Source organism: Bradyrhizobium genosp. P (genome assembly GCF_049949265.1).
Lineage (GTDB): Bacteria > Pseudomonadota > Alphaproteobacteria > Rhizobiales > Xanthobacteraceae > Bradyrhizobium.
This window is the reverse complement of record NZ_CP188195.1, coordinates 6,832,362-6,848,567: the sequence shown is the minus strand read 5'-3', so window position 1 is coordinate 6,848,567 and position 16,206 is coordinate 6,832,362. Positions and strand designations below refer to the sequence as shown.

The 16,206-nt window shown below is 64.2% G+C and carries 16 protein-coding genes; 9 read left to right on the top strand and 7 right to left on the bottom strand.

Translation table 11 applies throughout. The features are described 5' to 3' along the window. The first annotated feature begins 138 nt into the window (after positions 1 to 138). From ACP2YO_RS32795 to ACP2YO_RS32760, 8 genes are all read left to right on the top strand, one after another. Positions 139 to 1,590: a 6-hydroxynicotinate reductase gene (locus ACP2YO_RS32795; protein ID WP_426435274.1), complete on the top strand. Its 1,452-nt coding sequence runs from the start codon at positions 139 to 141 to the stop codon at positions 1,588 to 1,590. Then, entirely contained in the window at positions 1,587 to 2,495 is a 909-nt protein-coding gene (locus ACP2YO_RS32790; protein ID WP_426435273.1) for a UPF0280 family protein, read from the top strand. The genes ACP2YO_RS32795 and ACP2YO_RS32790 overlap by 4 nt, the downstream gene beginning before the upstream one ends. Before the next feature lie 20 nt (positions 2,496 to 2,515). Next, complete coding sequence (locus ACP2YO_RS32785; RefSeq protein WP_426435272.1) at positions 2,516 to 3,100, top strand: amino acid synthesis family protein; 585 nt, start codon at positions 2,516 to 2,518, stop codon at positions 3,098 to 3,100. A 29-nt stretch (positions 3,101 to 3,129) separates the two neighbouring features. Continuing rightward, positions 3,130 to 4,332 carry an ABC transporter substrate-binding protein gene (locus ACP2YO_RS32780; protein ID WP_426435271.1) on the top strand — a complete coding sequence of 401 codons (1,203 nt, stop codon included), beginning with the start codon at positions 3,130 to 3,132 and terminating at the stop codon, positions 4,330 to 4,332. A 222-nt stretch (positions 4,333 to 4,554) separates the two neighbouring features. Further along, a complete protein-coding gene (locus tag ACP2YO_RS32775; RefSeq protein ID WP_426435270.1) occupies positions 4,555 to 6,444 on the top strand; it encodes an ABC transporter permease in 1,890 nt (629 codons plus the stop codon). Then, the gene (locus tag ACP2YO_RS32770) at positions 6,441 to 7,232 is read left to right on the top strand and encodes an ABC transporter ATP-binding protein (protein ID WP_426435269.1); all 792 of its coding nucleotides are present in this window, start codon (positions 6,441 to 6,443) and stop codon (positions 7,230 to 7,232) included. The genes ACP2YO_RS32775 and ACP2YO_RS32770 overlap by 4 nt, the downstream gene beginning before the upstream one ends. Beyond that, positions 7,229 to 7,933, top strand: a complete 705-nt coding sequence (locus ACP2YO_RS32765; protein ID WP_426435268.1) for an ABC transporter ATP-binding protein — start codon at positions 7,229 to 7,231, stop codon at positions 7,931 to 7,933. Before ACP2YO_RS32770 ends, ACP2YO_RS32765 begins: the two co-directional genes overlap by 4 nt. Before the next feature lie 16 nt (positions 7,934 to 7,949). Further along, a complete protein-coding gene (locus ACP2YO_RS32760) occupies positions 7,950 to 8,405 on the top strand; it encodes a MarR family winged helix-turn-helix transcriptional regulator (protein WP_426435267.1) in 456 nt (151 codons plus the stop codon). A gap of 125 nt (positions 8,406 to 8,530) precedes the next feature. On the opposite strand, the gene ACP2YO_RS32755 is transcribed toward ACP2YO_RS32760, so the two are convergent. Then, positions 8,531 to 9,727 carry an amidohydrolase family protein gene (locus ACP2YO_RS32755; RefSeq protein WP_426435266.1) on the bottom strand — a complete coding sequence of 399 codons (1,197 nt, stop codon included), beginning with the start codon at positions 9,725 to 9,727 and terminating at the stop codon, positions 8,531 to 8,533. Between the two features lie 165 nt (positions 9,728 to 9,892). Here ACP2YO_RS32755 and ACP2YO_RS32750 point away from each other — a divergent pair, with 165 nt between their 5' ends. Then, complete coding sequence (locus tag ACP2YO_RS32750) at positions 9,893 to 10,666, top strand: ferredoxin--NADP reductase (RefSeq protein ID WP_426435265.1); 774 nt, start codon at positions 9,893 to 9,895, stop codon at positions 10,664 to 10,666. Here the strand turns inward: ACP2YO_RS32750 and soxA are convergent. From soxA to ACP2YO_RS32720, 6 genes are read right to left on the bottom strand one after another with little or no spacing between them, the layout of a single operon-like run. Further along, entirely contained in the window at positions 10,663 to 11,436 is a 774-nt protein-coding gene (gene soxA, locus ACP2YO_RS32745) for a sulfur oxidation c-type cytochrome SoxA (RefSeq protein ID WP_426435264.1), read from the bottom strand. The two genes, ACP2YO_RS32750 and soxA, sit on opposite strands and share 4 nt — an antisense overlap. Further along, positions 11,433 to 11,753: a thiosulfate oxidation carrier complex protein SoxZ gene (gene soxZ, locus ACP2YO_RS32740; protein ID WP_426435263.1), complete on the bottom strand. Its 321-nt coding sequence runs from the start codon at positions 11,751 to 11,753 to the stop codon at positions 11,433 to 11,435. Before soxZ ends, soxA begins: the two co-directional genes overlap by 4 nt. Then, the gene (locus tag ACP2YO_RS32735; RefSeq protein ID WP_426435262.1) at positions 11,753 to 12,232 is read right to left on the bottom strand and encodes a SoxY-related AACIE arm protein; all 480 of its coding nucleotides are present in this window, start codon (positions 12,230 to 12,232) and stop codon (positions 11,753 to 11,755) included. Before ACP2YO_RS32735 ends, soxZ begins: the two co-directional genes overlap by 1 nt. Positions 12,233 to 12,241: 9 nt before the next feature. Further along, positions 12,242 to 12,697 (bottom strand): sulfur oxidation c-type cytochrome SoxX, encoded by a 456-nt coding sequence (gene soxX, locus ACP2YO_RS32730; RefSeq protein WP_426435261.1) that lies wholly within the window; start codon positions 12,695 to 12,697, stop codon positions 12,242 to 12,244. Next, positions 12,684 to 13,955 carry an FAD-dependent oxidoreductase gene (locus tag ACP2YO_RS32725; RefSeq protein WP_426435260.1) on the bottom strand — a complete coding sequence of 424 codons (1,272 nt, stop codon included), beginning with the start codon at positions 13,953 to 13,955 and terminating at the stop codon, positions 12,684 to 12,686. Before ACP2YO_RS32725 ends, soxX begins: the two co-directional genes overlap by 14 nt. Before the next feature lie 56 nt (positions 13,956 to 14,011). Then, positions 14,012 to 16,198 carry a molybdopterin cofactor-binding domain-containing protein gene (locus tag ACP2YO_RS32720; protein WP_426435259.1) on the bottom strand — a complete coding sequence of 729 codons (2,187 nt, stop codon included), beginning with the start codon at positions 16,196 to 16,198 and terminating at the stop codon, positions 14,012 to 14,014. Positions 16,199 to 16,206: the final 8 nt, after the last annotated feature.

The window sequence follows — 16,206 nt, the reverse complement described above, 5'->3', positions numbered from 1 at the left end:
GGCAGCGGCAGCTTTTGATTGCAAAGGCCGCTTGACAGGTTTCGGGTCCGCGCGCAGGATCATTCGTATACGAACGATATGGGCAGGCGGCCGGACACAGGTTGATCTGCCGCCGTTACAAGTCCAGGCTAGGTCACGATGGCTGACACAATGACCGTCGCCGCCGCCGGCGACAAGATCCGCTGCGATGCCTGCCCGGTGATGTGTTACATCAAGCCGGGTGCAGCCGGCGCGTGCGACCGCTACGCCAATCACGACGGCACGCTGGTGCGCGTCGATCCGCACGTCGTGCTGGAGCGCACCGTCGAACACGGCGGCAAGCTGGTTCCGTTCCAGGTGAGCGGCGACTGGGACGGCAAGATCGTCCGCCAGCCCGATCTCTTTGTTACCGCGATCGGGGCCGGTACCACCTATCCAGACTACAAGCCCGCGCCTTTCATCGTGTCGTCGGAAGTCGACGGCGTCGACATGATCACGGTCGTGACCGAGGGCATCTTTTCGTATTGCGGCGTCAAGGTGAAGATCGACACCGACCGCTATCTCGGTCCTGAGACGGCAACCGTCCGCGCAGAAGGCGAAGCGGTCGGCCACGTCACGACCAGCGAATATGGCTCGCAGATGCTCTCGCTCGGCGGCGTGCATCATTTGACCGGCGGCTCGAAGAAGGAGGGTCGTGTCACCTGCGACACGCTGATGGACCTCTCCAATTGCAAGGCGGTTGAACTGACCATCGACGGCGGTGCCACGGTGGTTGTGCAGGCCGGCCAGCCGCCGATCGTTAACGGCATGGCGGAAGAGCGCATGCGGGTCGGCTGCGGCTCGGCGACCATCGGCATGTTCGCCAAGCAGTGGCACGGCAAGGTCGATGAGGTCGTGGTGGTCGATGACCACATCACCGGCGTGCTCAGTGAGCATCAGGCCGGCAAGCTGCTCGACATCGCCGATACCGGCATCAAGATGAAGGGCCGGCGCTCGACGCCCGGCCGCTACTTCCAGGTCGCCGATCCCGGCACGGGATGGGGCGGCACCAATATTTCCGATCCGCTATCGATCCTCGGACCCTTCAATCCGAAGGAGGCGCGGCCCGGGCTGACCATGCTGATGGTCTCGACGACGGGCGAGCACGCATCCTATTACGTACTCGATGAGGTGCTGAATCCGGTTGAGACCGAGATGCCTCCCGACCTGAAGTTTTCAGTCGAGCGCATCCAGGAAAATTGTGAGCCGGCGCTGTGCACCGTGCTGTTCATGGGCGGCGCCGGCGGATCGCTGCGCGCCGGCGTCACCGACAATCCGGTGCGGCTGACACGCTCGGTCAAGGACGCGCTGACGCGAGTGACCAGCGGCGGCGCGCCGGTCTATGTCTGGCCGGGCGGCGGCATCACCTTCATGGTCGATGTCACGCAGATGCCGGCCGGCGCCTTCGGCTTTGTGCCGACACCCGCGTTGGTGGCGCCGATCGAGTTCATGATGAAATCGACCGACTACGCGGCGCTTGGTGGTCACATGGATTTCGTCCAGCCGCTATCCTCTCTGCGGGAGAGCGCCGAGGTTCGCCCGATGCCCCGTATTCCCGGACGTCGCGCATGACCCGGCTCCCGCAAATCGCGCTTCTTCCTGACGGCAAGCGGCTGCATTTGCAGGACGGTCCGATTGATCTGATTGTTGAGGCCAAGGGCAGGGACGCCGACGTTCGCGCGGCCTTTCAGGCTGCGGCGCACCGCTTCACCGGTTTGCTTGATGAGCTCTGTGCGGAGTTGAGCTTGTTGCGCGCCGCTGCCGATCTCCGGCACTGTGCGCTTCAAGGCGTGGTCGCTCGGCGCATGCATGCAGCGGTCGCGCCGTTTGCCGCCGACTGTTTCATCACACCGATGGCGGCCGTGGCGGGTTCGGTCGCTGAAGAAATTCTAGGTGCGATGCTGCGGGCGGCGCCGCTCGATCGCGCCTATGTCAACAATGGTGGCGATATCGCGCTGCATCTCACCGGTGGTGAGAAGTTCACCGTCGGGCTGATGGATCGGCCGGACCGTCACGGCGTGATCCGCTCGATGACCGTCGATGCCGACATGCCGGTTCGTGGTATCGCGACCAGTGGCCGCCATGGCCGCAGCTTCTCGCTTGGCATTGCGGACGCGGTCACCGTGCTGGCACGCACCGCGTCGCAGGCGGATGCCGCCGCGACCGTCATTGCGAATGCGGTCGATCTGCCCGGGCATCCCGCGATCCTGCGCGTCCCGGCCTGCGAGGTGCAGCCGGACAGCGATCTCGGTGCACGGCTGGTGACTCGCGATGTCGGCGTATTGTCGGAGATCAAGGTCAGGCAGGCGCTCGAGGCCGGCGCCATCCGGGCGCGCGACCTCCTGATGTCGGGGTTGATCGAGGGCGCAGCGCTGCGTCTACTGGGCGAAACGGTGGTCGTCGGTGCAACCGGGGCCGTGGCGCCGAAATCGCAGGCGTTTCGTGAAACAACGATAACAAGCATGATGCAGGCATGACCGGGAGCGAGGCTGACACAATGAGCGCCGTCATTCGCAAGATCGTCACCGTGGTAGAGGAAACCCATCTGGAGATGGGCAAGACTATCGCCCCGCCGACCCGGCGGGCTGCGGCGATCGCCGTGATCGAAAATCCCTTTGCCGGACGCTATGTCGAGGATCTGTCGCCGCTGATCGCAATTGGCGAGGAACTCGGCGAGTTGCTGTCGAGGCGGGCGGTGGCCGCGCTCGGTATCCAGGGATCGAAAGCGCATTCCTATGGCAAGGCCGCCGCCGTCGGCGAAAATGGCGAGCTGGAGCATGCGGCGGCGATCTTGCATCCGAAGATGGGCGCGCCGGTGCGGAAGGTGCTGAGCAAGGGCGCGGCATTGATACCCTCGTCGAAGAAGCGCTCCGGTCCGGGCACGACGCTGGACATTCCGCTCGGCCACAAGGACGCGGCCTTCGTGCGCAGTCATTTCGACGGCATGGAGGTCCAGATCAACGACGCGCCACGCGCCAACGAGATCATGGTCGCGGTCGCGGTGACCGACAGCGGACGGCCGCTGCCGCGGGTCGGCGGACTGACGGTTACAGAGGTCAAGGGCGAAGACGGATTGCGATAATCACTTTGAAAGAAAGCTGGAGGTACGGGATGCGTAGTTATGTCGTGGGGGCGGGATTGGCGATTGCGGTTGCGTCCATGGCGGGTAATGCCATGGCACAAAGCGGCGAGATCAAGATCGGCGAGATCAACAGCTACTCGCTGTTGCCGGCGTTCACCGAGCCCTATCGCAAGGGCTGGCAGCTTGCTGTCGAGGAGGTCAATGCCGCCGGCGGCATCAACGGCAAGAAGCTCGTCGTCATCTCGAAGGATGATGGCGGCAAGCCGGCGGATGCGCAGACCGCGGCGAACGAACTGGTCTCGAGCGAGAACGTCGCGATGCTCACCGGAACCTTCCTCTCCAATATCGGTCTTGCCGTCAGCGACTTTGCCAACCAGAAGAAAGTATTCTTTCTCGCCGCCGAGCCTTTGACCGACGCCATCACCTGGTCGAAGGGCAACCGCTACACCTTCCGCCTGCGGCCCTCCAACTACATGCAGGCTGCGATGCTGGTGGAGGAGGCGGCGAAATTGCCCGCCAAGCGCTGGGCGACGATCGCGCCGAACTATGAATACGGCCAGTCGGCGGTCGCGGTGTTCAAGAAGCTGATGTCGGAGAAACGGCCCGATATCCAGTGGGTCGACGAGCAATGGCCGCCGCAGGGCAAGATCGATGCTGGCCCCGTGGTGCAGGCGGTTGCCGCCGCCAATCCGGAAGCAATCCTCAACGTCACCTTTGGCGCCGACCTCGTGAAGCTTGTGCGCGAAGGCAACACCCGCGGTCTGTTTAGGGATCGCAAGGTGGTGAGCTTCCTGACCGGCGAACCGGAATATCTCGATCCGCTGAAGGACGAGACGCCTGAGGGGTGGATCGTCACGGGTTACCCCTGGTACTCGATCAAGACGCCCGAGCACGATGCGTTCCTGAAGGCCTACCAGGCGAAATACAACGACTATCCGCGGCTCGGCTCGATCGTCGGCTATGAGACCATCAAGTCCGCAGCGGCGATTTTGGCGAAGGCCAACTCGACCGATCCGGAGAAGCTGATCGCCGCGGCCGAAGGGATCGCGGTGCCGTCGCCGTTCGGCGAAATCACATTCCGCAAGATCGACCACCAGTCGACGTTAGGAGCCTTCGTCGGCAAGACCGCGCTGAAGGACGGCAAGGGCATCATGGTGGATGCGGCCTATCGCAAGGGTTCGGACTACCTGCCCAGCGACACTGAAGTCGAGAAGATGCGGCCGAAGGATTGATGCTGTTTTCTCCCTCGCCCCGCTCTTGCGGGGTCGAGACGAGCGAAGCTCGCTCTTAGAGGGTTGGGGTGAGGGGTCTCTCCGCGAGTTGTGCGCGCGGAGAGACCCCTCACCCGAATTCAGGCTAGCGCCTGAATTCGACCTCTCCCCGCAAGCGGGGCGAGGTGAAGGAAGCCGACGCGGCGATCTCGATCGGCGCAACCACTCCAACGCGGATCGCCCATGGCCTTCTATGTCGTCCAGTTCCTGACCGGTCTTGCCAGCGCGGCGGCGCTGTTTCTGGTCGCTTCGGGCCTGTCGATCATCTTCGGCGTGACGCGGATCGTGAATTTCGCGCATGGCGCGTTTTACATGCTGGGCGCCTATGTCGCCTTCACCCTGACCGAGCGCCTCGAAGGTACGCTGGGCTTCTGGGGCGGCATCGTCGTGGCCGCCTTTGTCGTTGCCGCCATCGGCGTGCTGGTCGAGATGGTGCTGCTGCGCAGGATCTATCATTCGCCCGAGCTCTTTCAGTTGCTCGCGACCTTCGGCCTCACGCTGATGGTCGAGGACCTCGTCGTGCTGATCTGGGGCCCGGACGATCTGGTCGGGCGCCGGGCGCCGGGTTTCAGGGGCGCGATCGATTTCTTCGGCCAGAACATTCCGAGCTACGATCTGTTCCTGATCGTGCTTGGGCCGGTCGTGCTCGGTATCCTCTGGCTTCTGTTCCAGCGCACCCGCTGGGGTATCCTGGTCCGCGCGGCGACGCAGGACCGCGACATGGTCGCGGCCCTCGGCGTCAATCAGAAATGGCTGTTCACCAGCGTGTTCGCGCTCGGCGTCTTTCTCGCCGCCCTTGGCGGTGCGTTGCAGATTCCGCGCGATGCCGTGAATCACGCGATGGATCTGCGTGTCATCGTCGAGGTCTTTGTCGTGGTCGTGATCGGCGGCCTCGGCAGCATCATCGGCGCCTTCGTCGCGGCTGTGCTGGTGTCGGAGCTCAACGCGTTCGGCATCCTGATCTTTCCGAAAATCTCCATCATCCTGGTATTCCTGGTGATGGCGGTGGTGCTGATCGTCCGCCCGTGGGGCTTGTTCGGCAAGCCCGAGGCAGCGGTGCGACGCACGCCGGGGCTGACAGTCAATCCGTGGCGGCCGTTGACGTCGAACGAACGCTTCGCCGCGATCGCCGCGTTGATCGTCGCCGCCGCGCTGCCGTTCTTCGCCGGTAATTACGCGCTGACCGTCGGCTCCGAGATCGCGATCTTTGTGATTTTCGCGGTCAGCCTGCACTTCCTGATGTCGGTCGGTGGGCTCGCGTCGTTCGGCCATGCGGCCTATTTCGGGCTCGGTGCCTATGGCGTGGCGTTGCTCGCCAAGATGGCCGGTCTGCCGATGATCGCGTGCCTGCTGCTCGGCCCGCTGCTGGGGCTACTTGGCGCCGCCGTGTTCGGCTTCTTCGCCGTCCAGCTATCCGGCGTCTATTTCGCGATGCTGACGCTGGCCTTTGCCCAGATCGTCTGGTCGATTGCGTTTCAGTGGGTGTCGGTCACCGGTGGCGACAATGGCATTCTCGGTGTCTGGCCTTCGAGCTGGGCGGCGAGCGCGTCGCATTTCTACTGGCTGTCGCTCGGCGTCGCCGCGCTCGCGGTCGTGATCCTGCGGATCATCGTGTTCTCGCCGTTCGGCTTCGCGCTGCGCGCGACGCGAGACTCTCCTCTGCGCAGTGAAGCCATCGGTATCAACGGGAAGCGCATCCAGTGGACCGCCTTCGTGATCGCGGGCACCGTGGCCGGCCTCGCCGGTGCGCTGTTTGCCTATCTCAAGGGTAGCGTCTTCCCGGACAATATGGGCATCTCGCTCTCGGTCGACGCACTCGTCATGGTGCTGCTCGGCGGCGTCGAGACGGTGTCGGGCGCGGTGGTCGGGGCGATCGTCTACAAGGCGCTCAACATCTGGCTGGTCAGCCAGACCGATCTCTCCAAGCTCGTGCTCGGCGCCTTCGTGGTGCTGATTGTGGTTGCCTTCCCGAAGGGCATCGTCGGCACGCTTGAGACGATCCTGTACCGCCGTCGAAAATCCACCTCATCGACATCACCACTTATTACCTCGCGCATCGAGACCGCCGAATGAGCATGGTTCCTGTATTGCTGTCGGTCGAAGGCCTGACCAAATCCTATGGCGGTGTGCATGCCGTGCGCGGCGTCTCGTTCGAGCTGCGCGCCGGCGAGATCCTGGCGCTGATCGGACCGAACGGCGCGGGCAAGAGCACCTGCTTCAACGTCCTCAACGGCCAGATCATTCCGGACTCCGGGCGCGTGCGGGTGCTGGGCGATGACACTACGGCCAAGAAGCCGCGCGCGATCTGGCGGATGGGCGTCGGGCGCACCTTCCAGATCACCGCGACGTTCCCGACCATGACGGTGCGCGAGAACGTGCAGGTCGCGCTGGTGTCGCATGGCCGGCAATTGTTCAATCTGTGGACCACGACGGCGGGCTACGCGCGCGACGAGGCCGGGCGCCTGCTCGATCTGGTCGGCATGGGCGCCTACGCCGAGCGGCCCTGCGGCGAACTCGCTTATGGCGATCTCAAGCGGCTGGAGCTTGCGATCGCACTCGCCAACCAGCCGAAGCTGCTATTGATGGACGAGCCGACCGCCGGCATGGCGCCGCGCGAACGCATCGAACTGATGCGGCTGACCGCGCGCATCGCGCGCGAGCAGTCGATCGGCGTACTCTTTACCGAGCACGACATGGACGTGGTGTTCGAGCACTCTGACCGCATTCTCGTGCTCAACCGCGGCACCTTGATTGCCGAAGGCTCGCCACAAGAGGTTCGCGGAAATGCCCAGGTCAGGGCGATCTATCTTGGCGATGGCCTGCTCTACGACGCGCGTCACCGCGAGGGAGCGCCCGTATGAAGCTCTCCGTGAACGACCTCAACAGCTTCTACGGCCCGGCGCATATCCTGTTCGACATCGCGCTCGAGGTGGGGGAGGGCGAGGTGGTCGCGCTGCTCGGGCGTAACGGCGCCGGAAAATCCACGACGTTCCGCTCCATCGTCGGCCTGGTCGAGAACCGCTCCGGCCGCATCGTGTTCGAGGGCAAGGATGTGTCGCGCGAGCCGACGCATGCGATCGTTCGCGGTGGCCTCGGCTACGTGCCGGAGGAGCGGCGCATCTTCACCGAGCTGACGGTTGAAGAAAATCTCGAGGTCGGGCGCCAGCCGAAGCGGGCAGGCGCGCCGCAATGGGATCGCGACAAGCTGTTCAAGCTGTTCCCGAACCTCGGCGAGATGCGCGGGCGCCCCGGCGGCCGCATGAGCGGCGGCGAGCAGCAGATGCTGACGATCGCGCGCACCTTGATGGGCAACCCGTCGCTGGTGCTGCTCGACGAACCATCGGAAGGTCTGTCGCCGAAGATCGTCGAGCAGATGGTCGATGCGATCCTCGCGATGAAGAAAGAGGGCGTCAGCATCGTCGTGTCGGAGCAAAATCTGCACTTCGCGCGCCTGATCTCGGATCGCGCCTACATCATCGAGCGCGGCCGGATCTGTTTCGGCGGCACGATGTCTGAACTTGACGCGCGTCCGGATATCCGCGACGCGCATTTGTCGCTGTAAGGGGCAGGGCAAGACAATGGCCAGAACAACTGCCCAGAAGCGAAGCGTGAAGCCGGCGAAGCCATCCTACGTGCTCGACGAGCAGATCGGCTTCATCCTGCGCCAGGTATCGCAGCGCCACGCCATGATCTTTGCGCGCGAGATCGGCATCAATTTGACGCCGACGCAGTGGGCGGCGCTGTCGAAGCTTTCGGAAATCGGGCCTTGCTCGCAGAACCAGCTCGGGCGCCTGACTTCGATGGATGTTGCGACCATCAAGGGCGTGATCGACCGTCTTACCGCACGCGGCCTGACCGAGACCTCATCAGATCCCGATGACGGCCGCCGCCTGATGGTCAGTCTTACGCGTGCCGGCCAGCAAACAGCCGAAAAAGCCGCGACGAATGCGCTGACGATCTCGAAGGAAACGCTGGCCCCGCTCGACGCCAAGGAGCGCGACACGCTGGTGGCGCTGCTGAGCAGGTTGCGGTGATCGCCCTGCCGGCATCGACGGGATCTATCCTTTCGTCATTGCGAGCGTAGCGAAGCAATCCACCCCTCCGCTTGTTGCGGCGTGGATTGCTTCGTCGCTTCGCTCCTCGCAATGACGTCTTTGGTCTATTTCCCCACGATCTCCGGCACCCTCCCAGCGGGCGGGGTGTTGCGGCTGCGCTGGGTGCGGACGATGCCGTCGATGATGGTCATTCCGATGCCGGGGAGGTCGCCGAGCTGCACGCTGTGCAGGATGTTCTTGCCCGGCGAATGCTGCGCCATGTCCATCAGCACGAAATCCGCCGAGCGGCCAACTTCGATCAGCCCGCAATCGAGTTCGCGCATCCGCGCGGTGTTGCCGGTCGCAAGGCAGAACGCCAGTTCGGCGGGGAGATCGCCGAGCGAGGACAGCAGCGAGACCATCCGCAAAATGCCGAGCGGCTGCACGCCGGAGCCGGCCGGCGCGTCGGTGCCGAGGATGACGCGGTGCAGGTCACCCATTTCACGCGCGGTGCGCAGCGTGAACAGCGCTGAGCGTTCATTGCCGTTGTGAACCAGCTCCAGCCCGCGCTTGCAGCCCTCGCAGATGCAGCGGATCTGGTCGTCCGGGAGGGCCGTGTGGCCGCCATTGATGTGACCGACCACATCGGTGTCGGCCTCCAGCACCACGTCCTTGTCGATCAGGCCGGAGCCGGGGATCGACGGCCCGCCGGTGTGGATCGTGCTCTGGATACCGTATTTGCGCGCCCAGCCGACCATCTTGCGCGCGGTCGGGCCGTCCTTGACGCCGCCGAGCCCGACCTCGCCGAGCAGTTTCACACCGGCGGCTGCGAGTTCCTTGAAATCGTCCTCGACCATCTCGCACTCGATCACGGGCGCGCCAGCATGCACCTTCACGCCGCCGGGCCGCAGCGTCCAGAACGCGCGCTGCGCGAAAATTGCCATCGCCTTCAGCCCGACGATGTCGCGCGGCCGGCCGGGCATGTGCACCTCTCCAGCTGAGATCATGGTGGTGACGCCGCCATGCAGATAGCTGTCGATCCAACTGGTCTGGTTCTGCCGCGGTGTCCAATCGCCGGCGACGGGGTGGACGTGGCTGTCGATCAGGCCCGGTGCGACCGTCGTCCCATTGGCGTCGACCACAGTCGTAGCGCCTTCGGTATCGACATCCTTGAAGCGGCCGATCGCTGATATCTTGCCGTTCTCGGCTGTGATCGTATCGGCATCCAGGATCGGCTTCTCCAGGGCCCCCGACAACAGTAGCCCGATATTGCGGATCACCAGCTTGCTGGGACCGGTGGCCTGGGGCGCGTCGTGAGCCATGGAGAGGTTCCTTCCGTTCACTGAAATTGCTGGTGAATTTGAGCCCGGCTTGACTTTTCGATCAAGCCGGATTATTCGTTTGTATACGAATGATCGTATACAAACGATCGAGCCGGTCAACGGCTTCAGGTCCTTCCCGCTTCAGCAAAATCAGGGATTGGTGCGATGAGCAATTTCAACCAGGAAAGCGTCCTCAGCGTTCACCACTGGACCGACACGCTGTTCTCCTTCAAGACCACCCGCAATCCCACGTTCCGTTTCCGCAACGGCGAATTCACCATGATCGGGCTCAAGGTCGGCGAGAAGCCGCTGCTGCGGGCCTACAGCGTCGCCAGCGCGAACTACGAGGACACGCTCGAATTCTTCTCGATCAAGGTGCCGGACGGCCCGCTGACCTCGCGCCTCCAGCATCTCAAGGAAGGCGATGAGATCATCGTCAGCCGCAAGGCCACCGGCACGCTCGTGATCGACAACCTCGAGGACGGCCGCAACCTCTATCTGATCGGTACCGGCACGGGCCTCGCGCCGTTCCTCAGCGTGATCAAGGACCCCGAGACCTACGATCGCTTCGAGAAGGTCGTGCTGCTGCATGGCTGCCGCAAGGTCAAGGAGCTCGCCTATGGCGAGATGATCACCGAGAAGCTGCCGAACGACGAGCTGATCGGCGAACTCGTACGCGACCAACTGATCTACTATCCGACCGTGACTCGCGATCCCTTCCGCAACCGCGGACGCATCACCGACCTCATCACCTCGGGTAAGCTGTTCACCGATATCGGCCTGCCAGCGCTCGATGCCGCGCACGACCGGGTCATGATCTGCGGCTCGCCGGCGCTGGTCGCCGACACCCGCGCGCTGCTCAACGGCTGCGGCCTCGTCGAGGGCAATCACGGCGAACCCGCGCAGTTCGTGGTCGAGAAGGCGTTCGCAGAGCGCTAAGGCCTGACCGCGGGCGTCTCGATCTTCATCCCTCGCGCCCGCGTCATCAGATAGAGCTCAAGCTCGACCAATTCAGTCGAGCCGTAGTCATAGGGCTGCGCCCGGATGCCGGTGATGCAGGCGCGCAGCCGGCGCTGCAATGATCCCAGCGACTGCCATTCCAGCCGGTAGAGCGGATAGCCGGTTGGTTGTCCTTGCGTGATTGGGGAACCGGCAAGCTTCTTGTCCCAGTTATCATCATGGCAATTGGCGCAGCCGAGATTGAGCTGGCCCTGCCGCTGCATGAACAGTTCGCGTCCCTTCGCGACGAATGGCGCGAGTTGGGGATCATCGCCGGTCTCGATCGGCATGCCTCGTGACTGCTCCGCGACATAGGCCGTCAATGCCAGCAGCTCGCGGCTTTCATGGGTGAGCGGTGGCGCCTGCTGGTGATTGCTGCGGCAGAGATTGATGCGCTGTTCCAGATCGATCGGCTTACCAAGGGCCTTCTCGAACGCTGGATAGCGCGCAGCGACGCCCTTCATGCTGACGTGCGCATCGTTGTGGCAGTCGGCGCAGGCTTTGCCCGCGCTGCCCGCATCGCGCTTCCACAGCGCTTCGCCGTCAAGCACCCAGAGCATGCCGGGATTGGCAGTGTCCTCGTCCTGCATCGCTCTGGTGTCCGGGCCCATGAAGCTAGTGCCGGAACGGCGTTCGGCCTGCGGGATTTCGGCTGCGAGCGCCGCGCCGTTGATCACTGTTAGAATCGCAAGGCAGCCGACAATCCTCATTCGACCGTGATCGAAGCCGATGCGGTCTCCGAAAATCCCTTGTCGCCGATCCACTCGAATTCGAACTTGCCGCTCTCGGTCACCGTCGTGCAGAAGGTGATGAACGGATTGGCGGCAATCGCCGGAAACAGATCGGCGCGGAAGATCTCTGCGCCGTTGTAGCGGCAGGTGAAGCTCGTGATGATGTCGCGCGGGACCACCTCGCCGGAGGCGGTGTGGCGATAGCCGGTTTCCATGATGTGCGACATCAGCGTCTTGATCTCGATGATATCGCCGCGCTTCGCTTTGGCCGGCACATTGATGAGGGCGGAGGGCATCAGATCGCCTCCTCGGTGCAGGCGGCGAGCGTCACCACGATATCGACGGTTGCCGACCAGAACGTGTCATCGGAAAGCCGCGCGATGGCCGTGACCTTCTGGCTGTCGGCGAGGCGGATGCGGGTCGACACCTGGGCGCGTCCGGCGCGCGGCCCGAGATAGAAATTGCCGATGTTGGGCTGCGGATTCTTCTCGTTGAAGACGTGGATGCTCTTCACGTGCTCGTCAGCCGTCATCGGGCTGACGACGCTGATCGTCATCGGCACGGTATTGCCGTTCTCGACCAGTGGCGGAATGTCGAGCTTGACCTTGCCGGTCCGCACATTGGCTTCGCCGATAACGTTGCGGATCGCAGCCGACAGCATGGCAGGGGTCGCGCCGGCTGGTCGCACGGTCACGATCGGAACCGTGCTCAGCACGGCGGCGCCGCCCGTGAGGCCCAGGAATGTTCGGCGCGTGGTCTGATCCGAATTCGGCATCGTCCTTCCCTAGTCGCGCAACGTCGCCAGATAGGCCACGATGTCCTCGATCTGCTCCGCCGAAAGGATCGGCTTGCCGCGCCAGGAGGCACCGACGCGATTGAGCCCGTCGACACGATAGTAGGACGGCATGATCGTCGCGGCATTGAGGCGCGAAGCGTCCACCAATCGCAACCGCAACTGCCCTTCCGTCCAGCGTTTGCCGCTGCCGGACAGGTTCGGCGCCAGGTCACCCTGGAACGCTTGCTCCGGAAATGGGCCGCTATGGCAGAGGATGCAAGTGCTGGAGCGTTCAACGATCAGCGCGCGGCCGCGCGTCGCGTCGCCCTTGGTTCCGCCCAGCGGATCTGGAACCGCATCTCCGACGATGGCGTAGGGACGCAAACCCTGTGCTCCCGCCGGCCAGCAGGTCACGAGTGAGGCGGCTGCGAACAACGCTATGATAGCTGGTCTAACCAAAGGCATCCACCGTGATGGTCTTGAACCACTCCAGCGCCTGCGCGGCCTCGCGCTGCCGTGCCTCGCGCGATGCCTCGACCGGGCTCGTGGTCACCTCGGTCTCGGCATACTGGTCCTGTTTCGGCTGGTAGATGCCTCTCAACGAGAACGCATATCCGGGTGCCACGGTGTTGTAGCACGCCCCATCGAGCCGGGGCGCATCGGGCGTCCTTCCGGCAAGCGAATTCACGATCGCGGCCGCGCAAGCCTTGCCTTGCGCGCTCGCGGCGGATGCGGATTTCGGAATGCCGCCGGCGATGCAGGCGTCGCCAATGATATGGACATCGGGTACGAGCTTCGAGGCGAAGCTGACAGGATCGATCGGGCACCAGCCGGTGTGGTCGGCGGCGCCGGCGATCTCGGCGATACGGCCGGCCTTCTGTGGTGGGATCACATTGACGACGGCGGCGGTGTAATTGCCAAAGTCGGTGACGATGGCGTTGGTCGCAGGATCGACCGACGTTACGCGTCCGCCTTGCGAAAGCCCGATCCGCTCGATCATGCCGGGATAAAGCTCCTTCCAGGAATTCTCGAACAGCTTTTGCTGCGAATAGCTATCCTTGGCGTCGAGAACCAGGACCTTTGAGCGCGGCTTCCGCGTTTTCAGATAATGCGCGATCAGGCTGGCGCGCTCGTAAGGTGCGGGCGGGCAGCGCAGCGGCGCGGCGGGTACTGCGATCACGACGAGGCCGCCATCATCCATCGCCTCGAGCTGTTTGCGCAACAGCAGCGTCTGCTCGCCGGCCTTCCAGGCATGCGGCATCCTCGTGGACGCCGCCTCGTCATAGCCGGGCAGGGCGTCGAACCGCATCTCGATGCCCGGTGCGAGGACAAGCCGGTCATAGGGCAGTTTGGTGCCGTCGGCGAGGCTGACCGTGCGCGCCCGTGCGTCGACTTTCGTGGCCGCTTGGGCGGCAATCGCAATGCCATCGGCCGCGATCCTGTCGTAGCCGAATTGCTGCGCGGCGAGGTCGCGCAAGCCCGCGATCACCTCGTTGCTGAACGGGCAAGCGGTGAAAGTCCTGTTCGGCTCGATCAGCGTGACCTGAAGCCTCGCATCGAGCCGCCGCAGCGTCCGCGCGCAAGCCGCGCCGCCGAAGCCGCCGCCGATCACGACGACACGTGGTGAGCCTTGCGCAAATGACGGACATGCCAGCGCCGCCGCTGCGATAACGGCGGCTCCGCGGACGACATCCCTGCGCGTCGGACGACGCGTGACGGCCATGCGTGATAATCCGAAAAAGGGAGCGGCGGCCGGTCGGGCCGCCGCTCGTTGTTGGTTCAGGCGAAGGTGATGTTCTGGTTACGCAGCGGGAACGTCCTGATCCGCTTGCCCGTCGCCGCGAAATAGGCGTTGAGCACGGCTGGCGCCGCAACGCCGATCGTCGGCTCTCCGACGCCGCCCCAGAACCCGCCGCTCGGCACCATCACCGCTTCCACTTTCGGCATTTCGTTGATCCGCATCGAGTTGTAGGTGTCGAAATTGGTCTGCTCGATGCGGCCGTCCTTCACGGTGCAGCCGCCGTAGAACAGCGCGCTCAGGCCGAAGACGAACGAGCCTGCGATCTGCCGTTCGACCTGCGCCGGATTGACGATGTAGCCGGGATCGGTGGAGGCGACGATGCGATGCACCTTGATCTTGCTGCCGTCGGTCACCGAGATTTCGGCGGCGCCGGCGACATAGCTGCCATAGCCCATCACCTGCGCGATGCCGCGATACACCCCCTGCGGCGCCGGCGTGCCCCAGCCGATCTTTTCGGCCACGGCATTGAGCACGGCGAGGTGCTTGGGGTGCTTGCCCATCAACTTGCGACGGAATTCGAGCGGCTCCTGGCCTGCGGCCTGGGCCATCTCGTCCATGAAGCATTCGAGATAGATCGCGTTGTGATTGACGTTGACGCCGCGCCAGAAGCCCGGCGGGACGTGCGGATTGCGCATCGCATGCTCGACCAGCAAATTCGGTACCGAATAGCCTATCGCGGCTTCGCCTGATTGCGCGACGCCCTGGAATGCAGCGGGGTCCATGCCGTTCTGCAGCGCTTCAGGGCGCACCGAGAACAGGATGGACTGTCCCGACAGCCGGTAGTGCAGCGCGACCAGGTTGTTATCCGCATCGAACGCGCCGGTCAGCTTGCATTGCGTGATCGGATGATACTTGCCGTGCTGCATGTCCTCTTCGCGTGACCACAACAGCTTGATCGGCGTGCCCGGCATCGCCTTGGCGATCGCGACCGCCTGGCGGACATAGTCGGTCATGCCCCGCCGGCCGAAGCCGCCGCCGAGCATCAGCTTGTGCACGTCGACTTTCTCCGCCGGTAGGCCGGAGGCCTCCAGCGCCGCCGCGTAGGCCGCCTCGCCATTCTGCGTTCCGCACCACACCTCGCACTTGTCAGGCGTGTAGATCGCGGTGGCGTTCATCGGCTCCATCGTGGCATGGTTCTGGTAGGGGTAGCTGTAGACGGCCTCGACCTTCTTGGCCGCGCCCGCAATCGCCACTTTCACGTCGCCGTTCTGTTGGCCGACAAAGGCCGGTTGTGCATTGTCGAGGCCTTCGGCGAGCCATTTCGCAATCGTTTCGCTGGAGACCTTGGCGTTGGGGCCCTCGTCCCAGACGATCGGCAGCGCGTCGAGCGCGGTCTTGGCGTGCCACCAGGTGTCGGCAACGACAGCGACGGCGCTATCGCCGACTTGCACCACCTTCTTGACGCCCTTCATGCTGGTGATCTTGGATTCGTCAAAACTCTTCACCTTGCCGCCGAACACCGGACAATCCTTGATCGCGGCGTTCAACATGCCCGGCAGCTTGACGTCGATGCCGTAGATCATTTTGCCGTTGGTCTTGTCGACGGTATCGAGTCGCTTCAGGCCCTTGCCGGCGATGGTCCAGTCCTTGGGATCCTTCAGCTTGATGTCGGTTGGCGGTTCGAGCTTGCCGGCCGCTTCCGCGACCTTGCCGTAGGTCGTGGTCCTGCCGGAGGGCGTATGCGTGATGACGCTGTTGGACGCCTTGCATTCCGAGGCCGGCACCTTCCAGTCATTGGCCGCCGCCTGGACCAGCATCATGCGGGCGGCCGCGCCACCCTTGCGCACGTAGTCCTGCGAGGTACGGATGCCGCGGCTGCCGCCGGTCGAGAAGTCGCCCCAGACGCGCTTGCGCGCGACGCTCTGGCCGGGCGTCGGGAATTCGGTCGTGACCTTCGACCAGTCGCATTCCAGCTCCTCGGCGACAAGCTGGGCGAGGCCGGTGAGTGTGCCCTGTCCCATTTCGGAGCGGGCGATACGGATCACCACCGTGTCGTCGGGCCGGATCACGACCCAGGCGTTGACCTCGGGCGAGCCGTCGGCGGCGCGCACCGCGCTGAGTCCGCCGAAGGGAAGATCGAGGCCGAGCGCGAGACCGGCGCCGGCGGTGGTTGCGCCGACGACGAAGGCGCGGCGATTGAGCTTTGGCATGACGTGCTGATTCATGGCTGCCC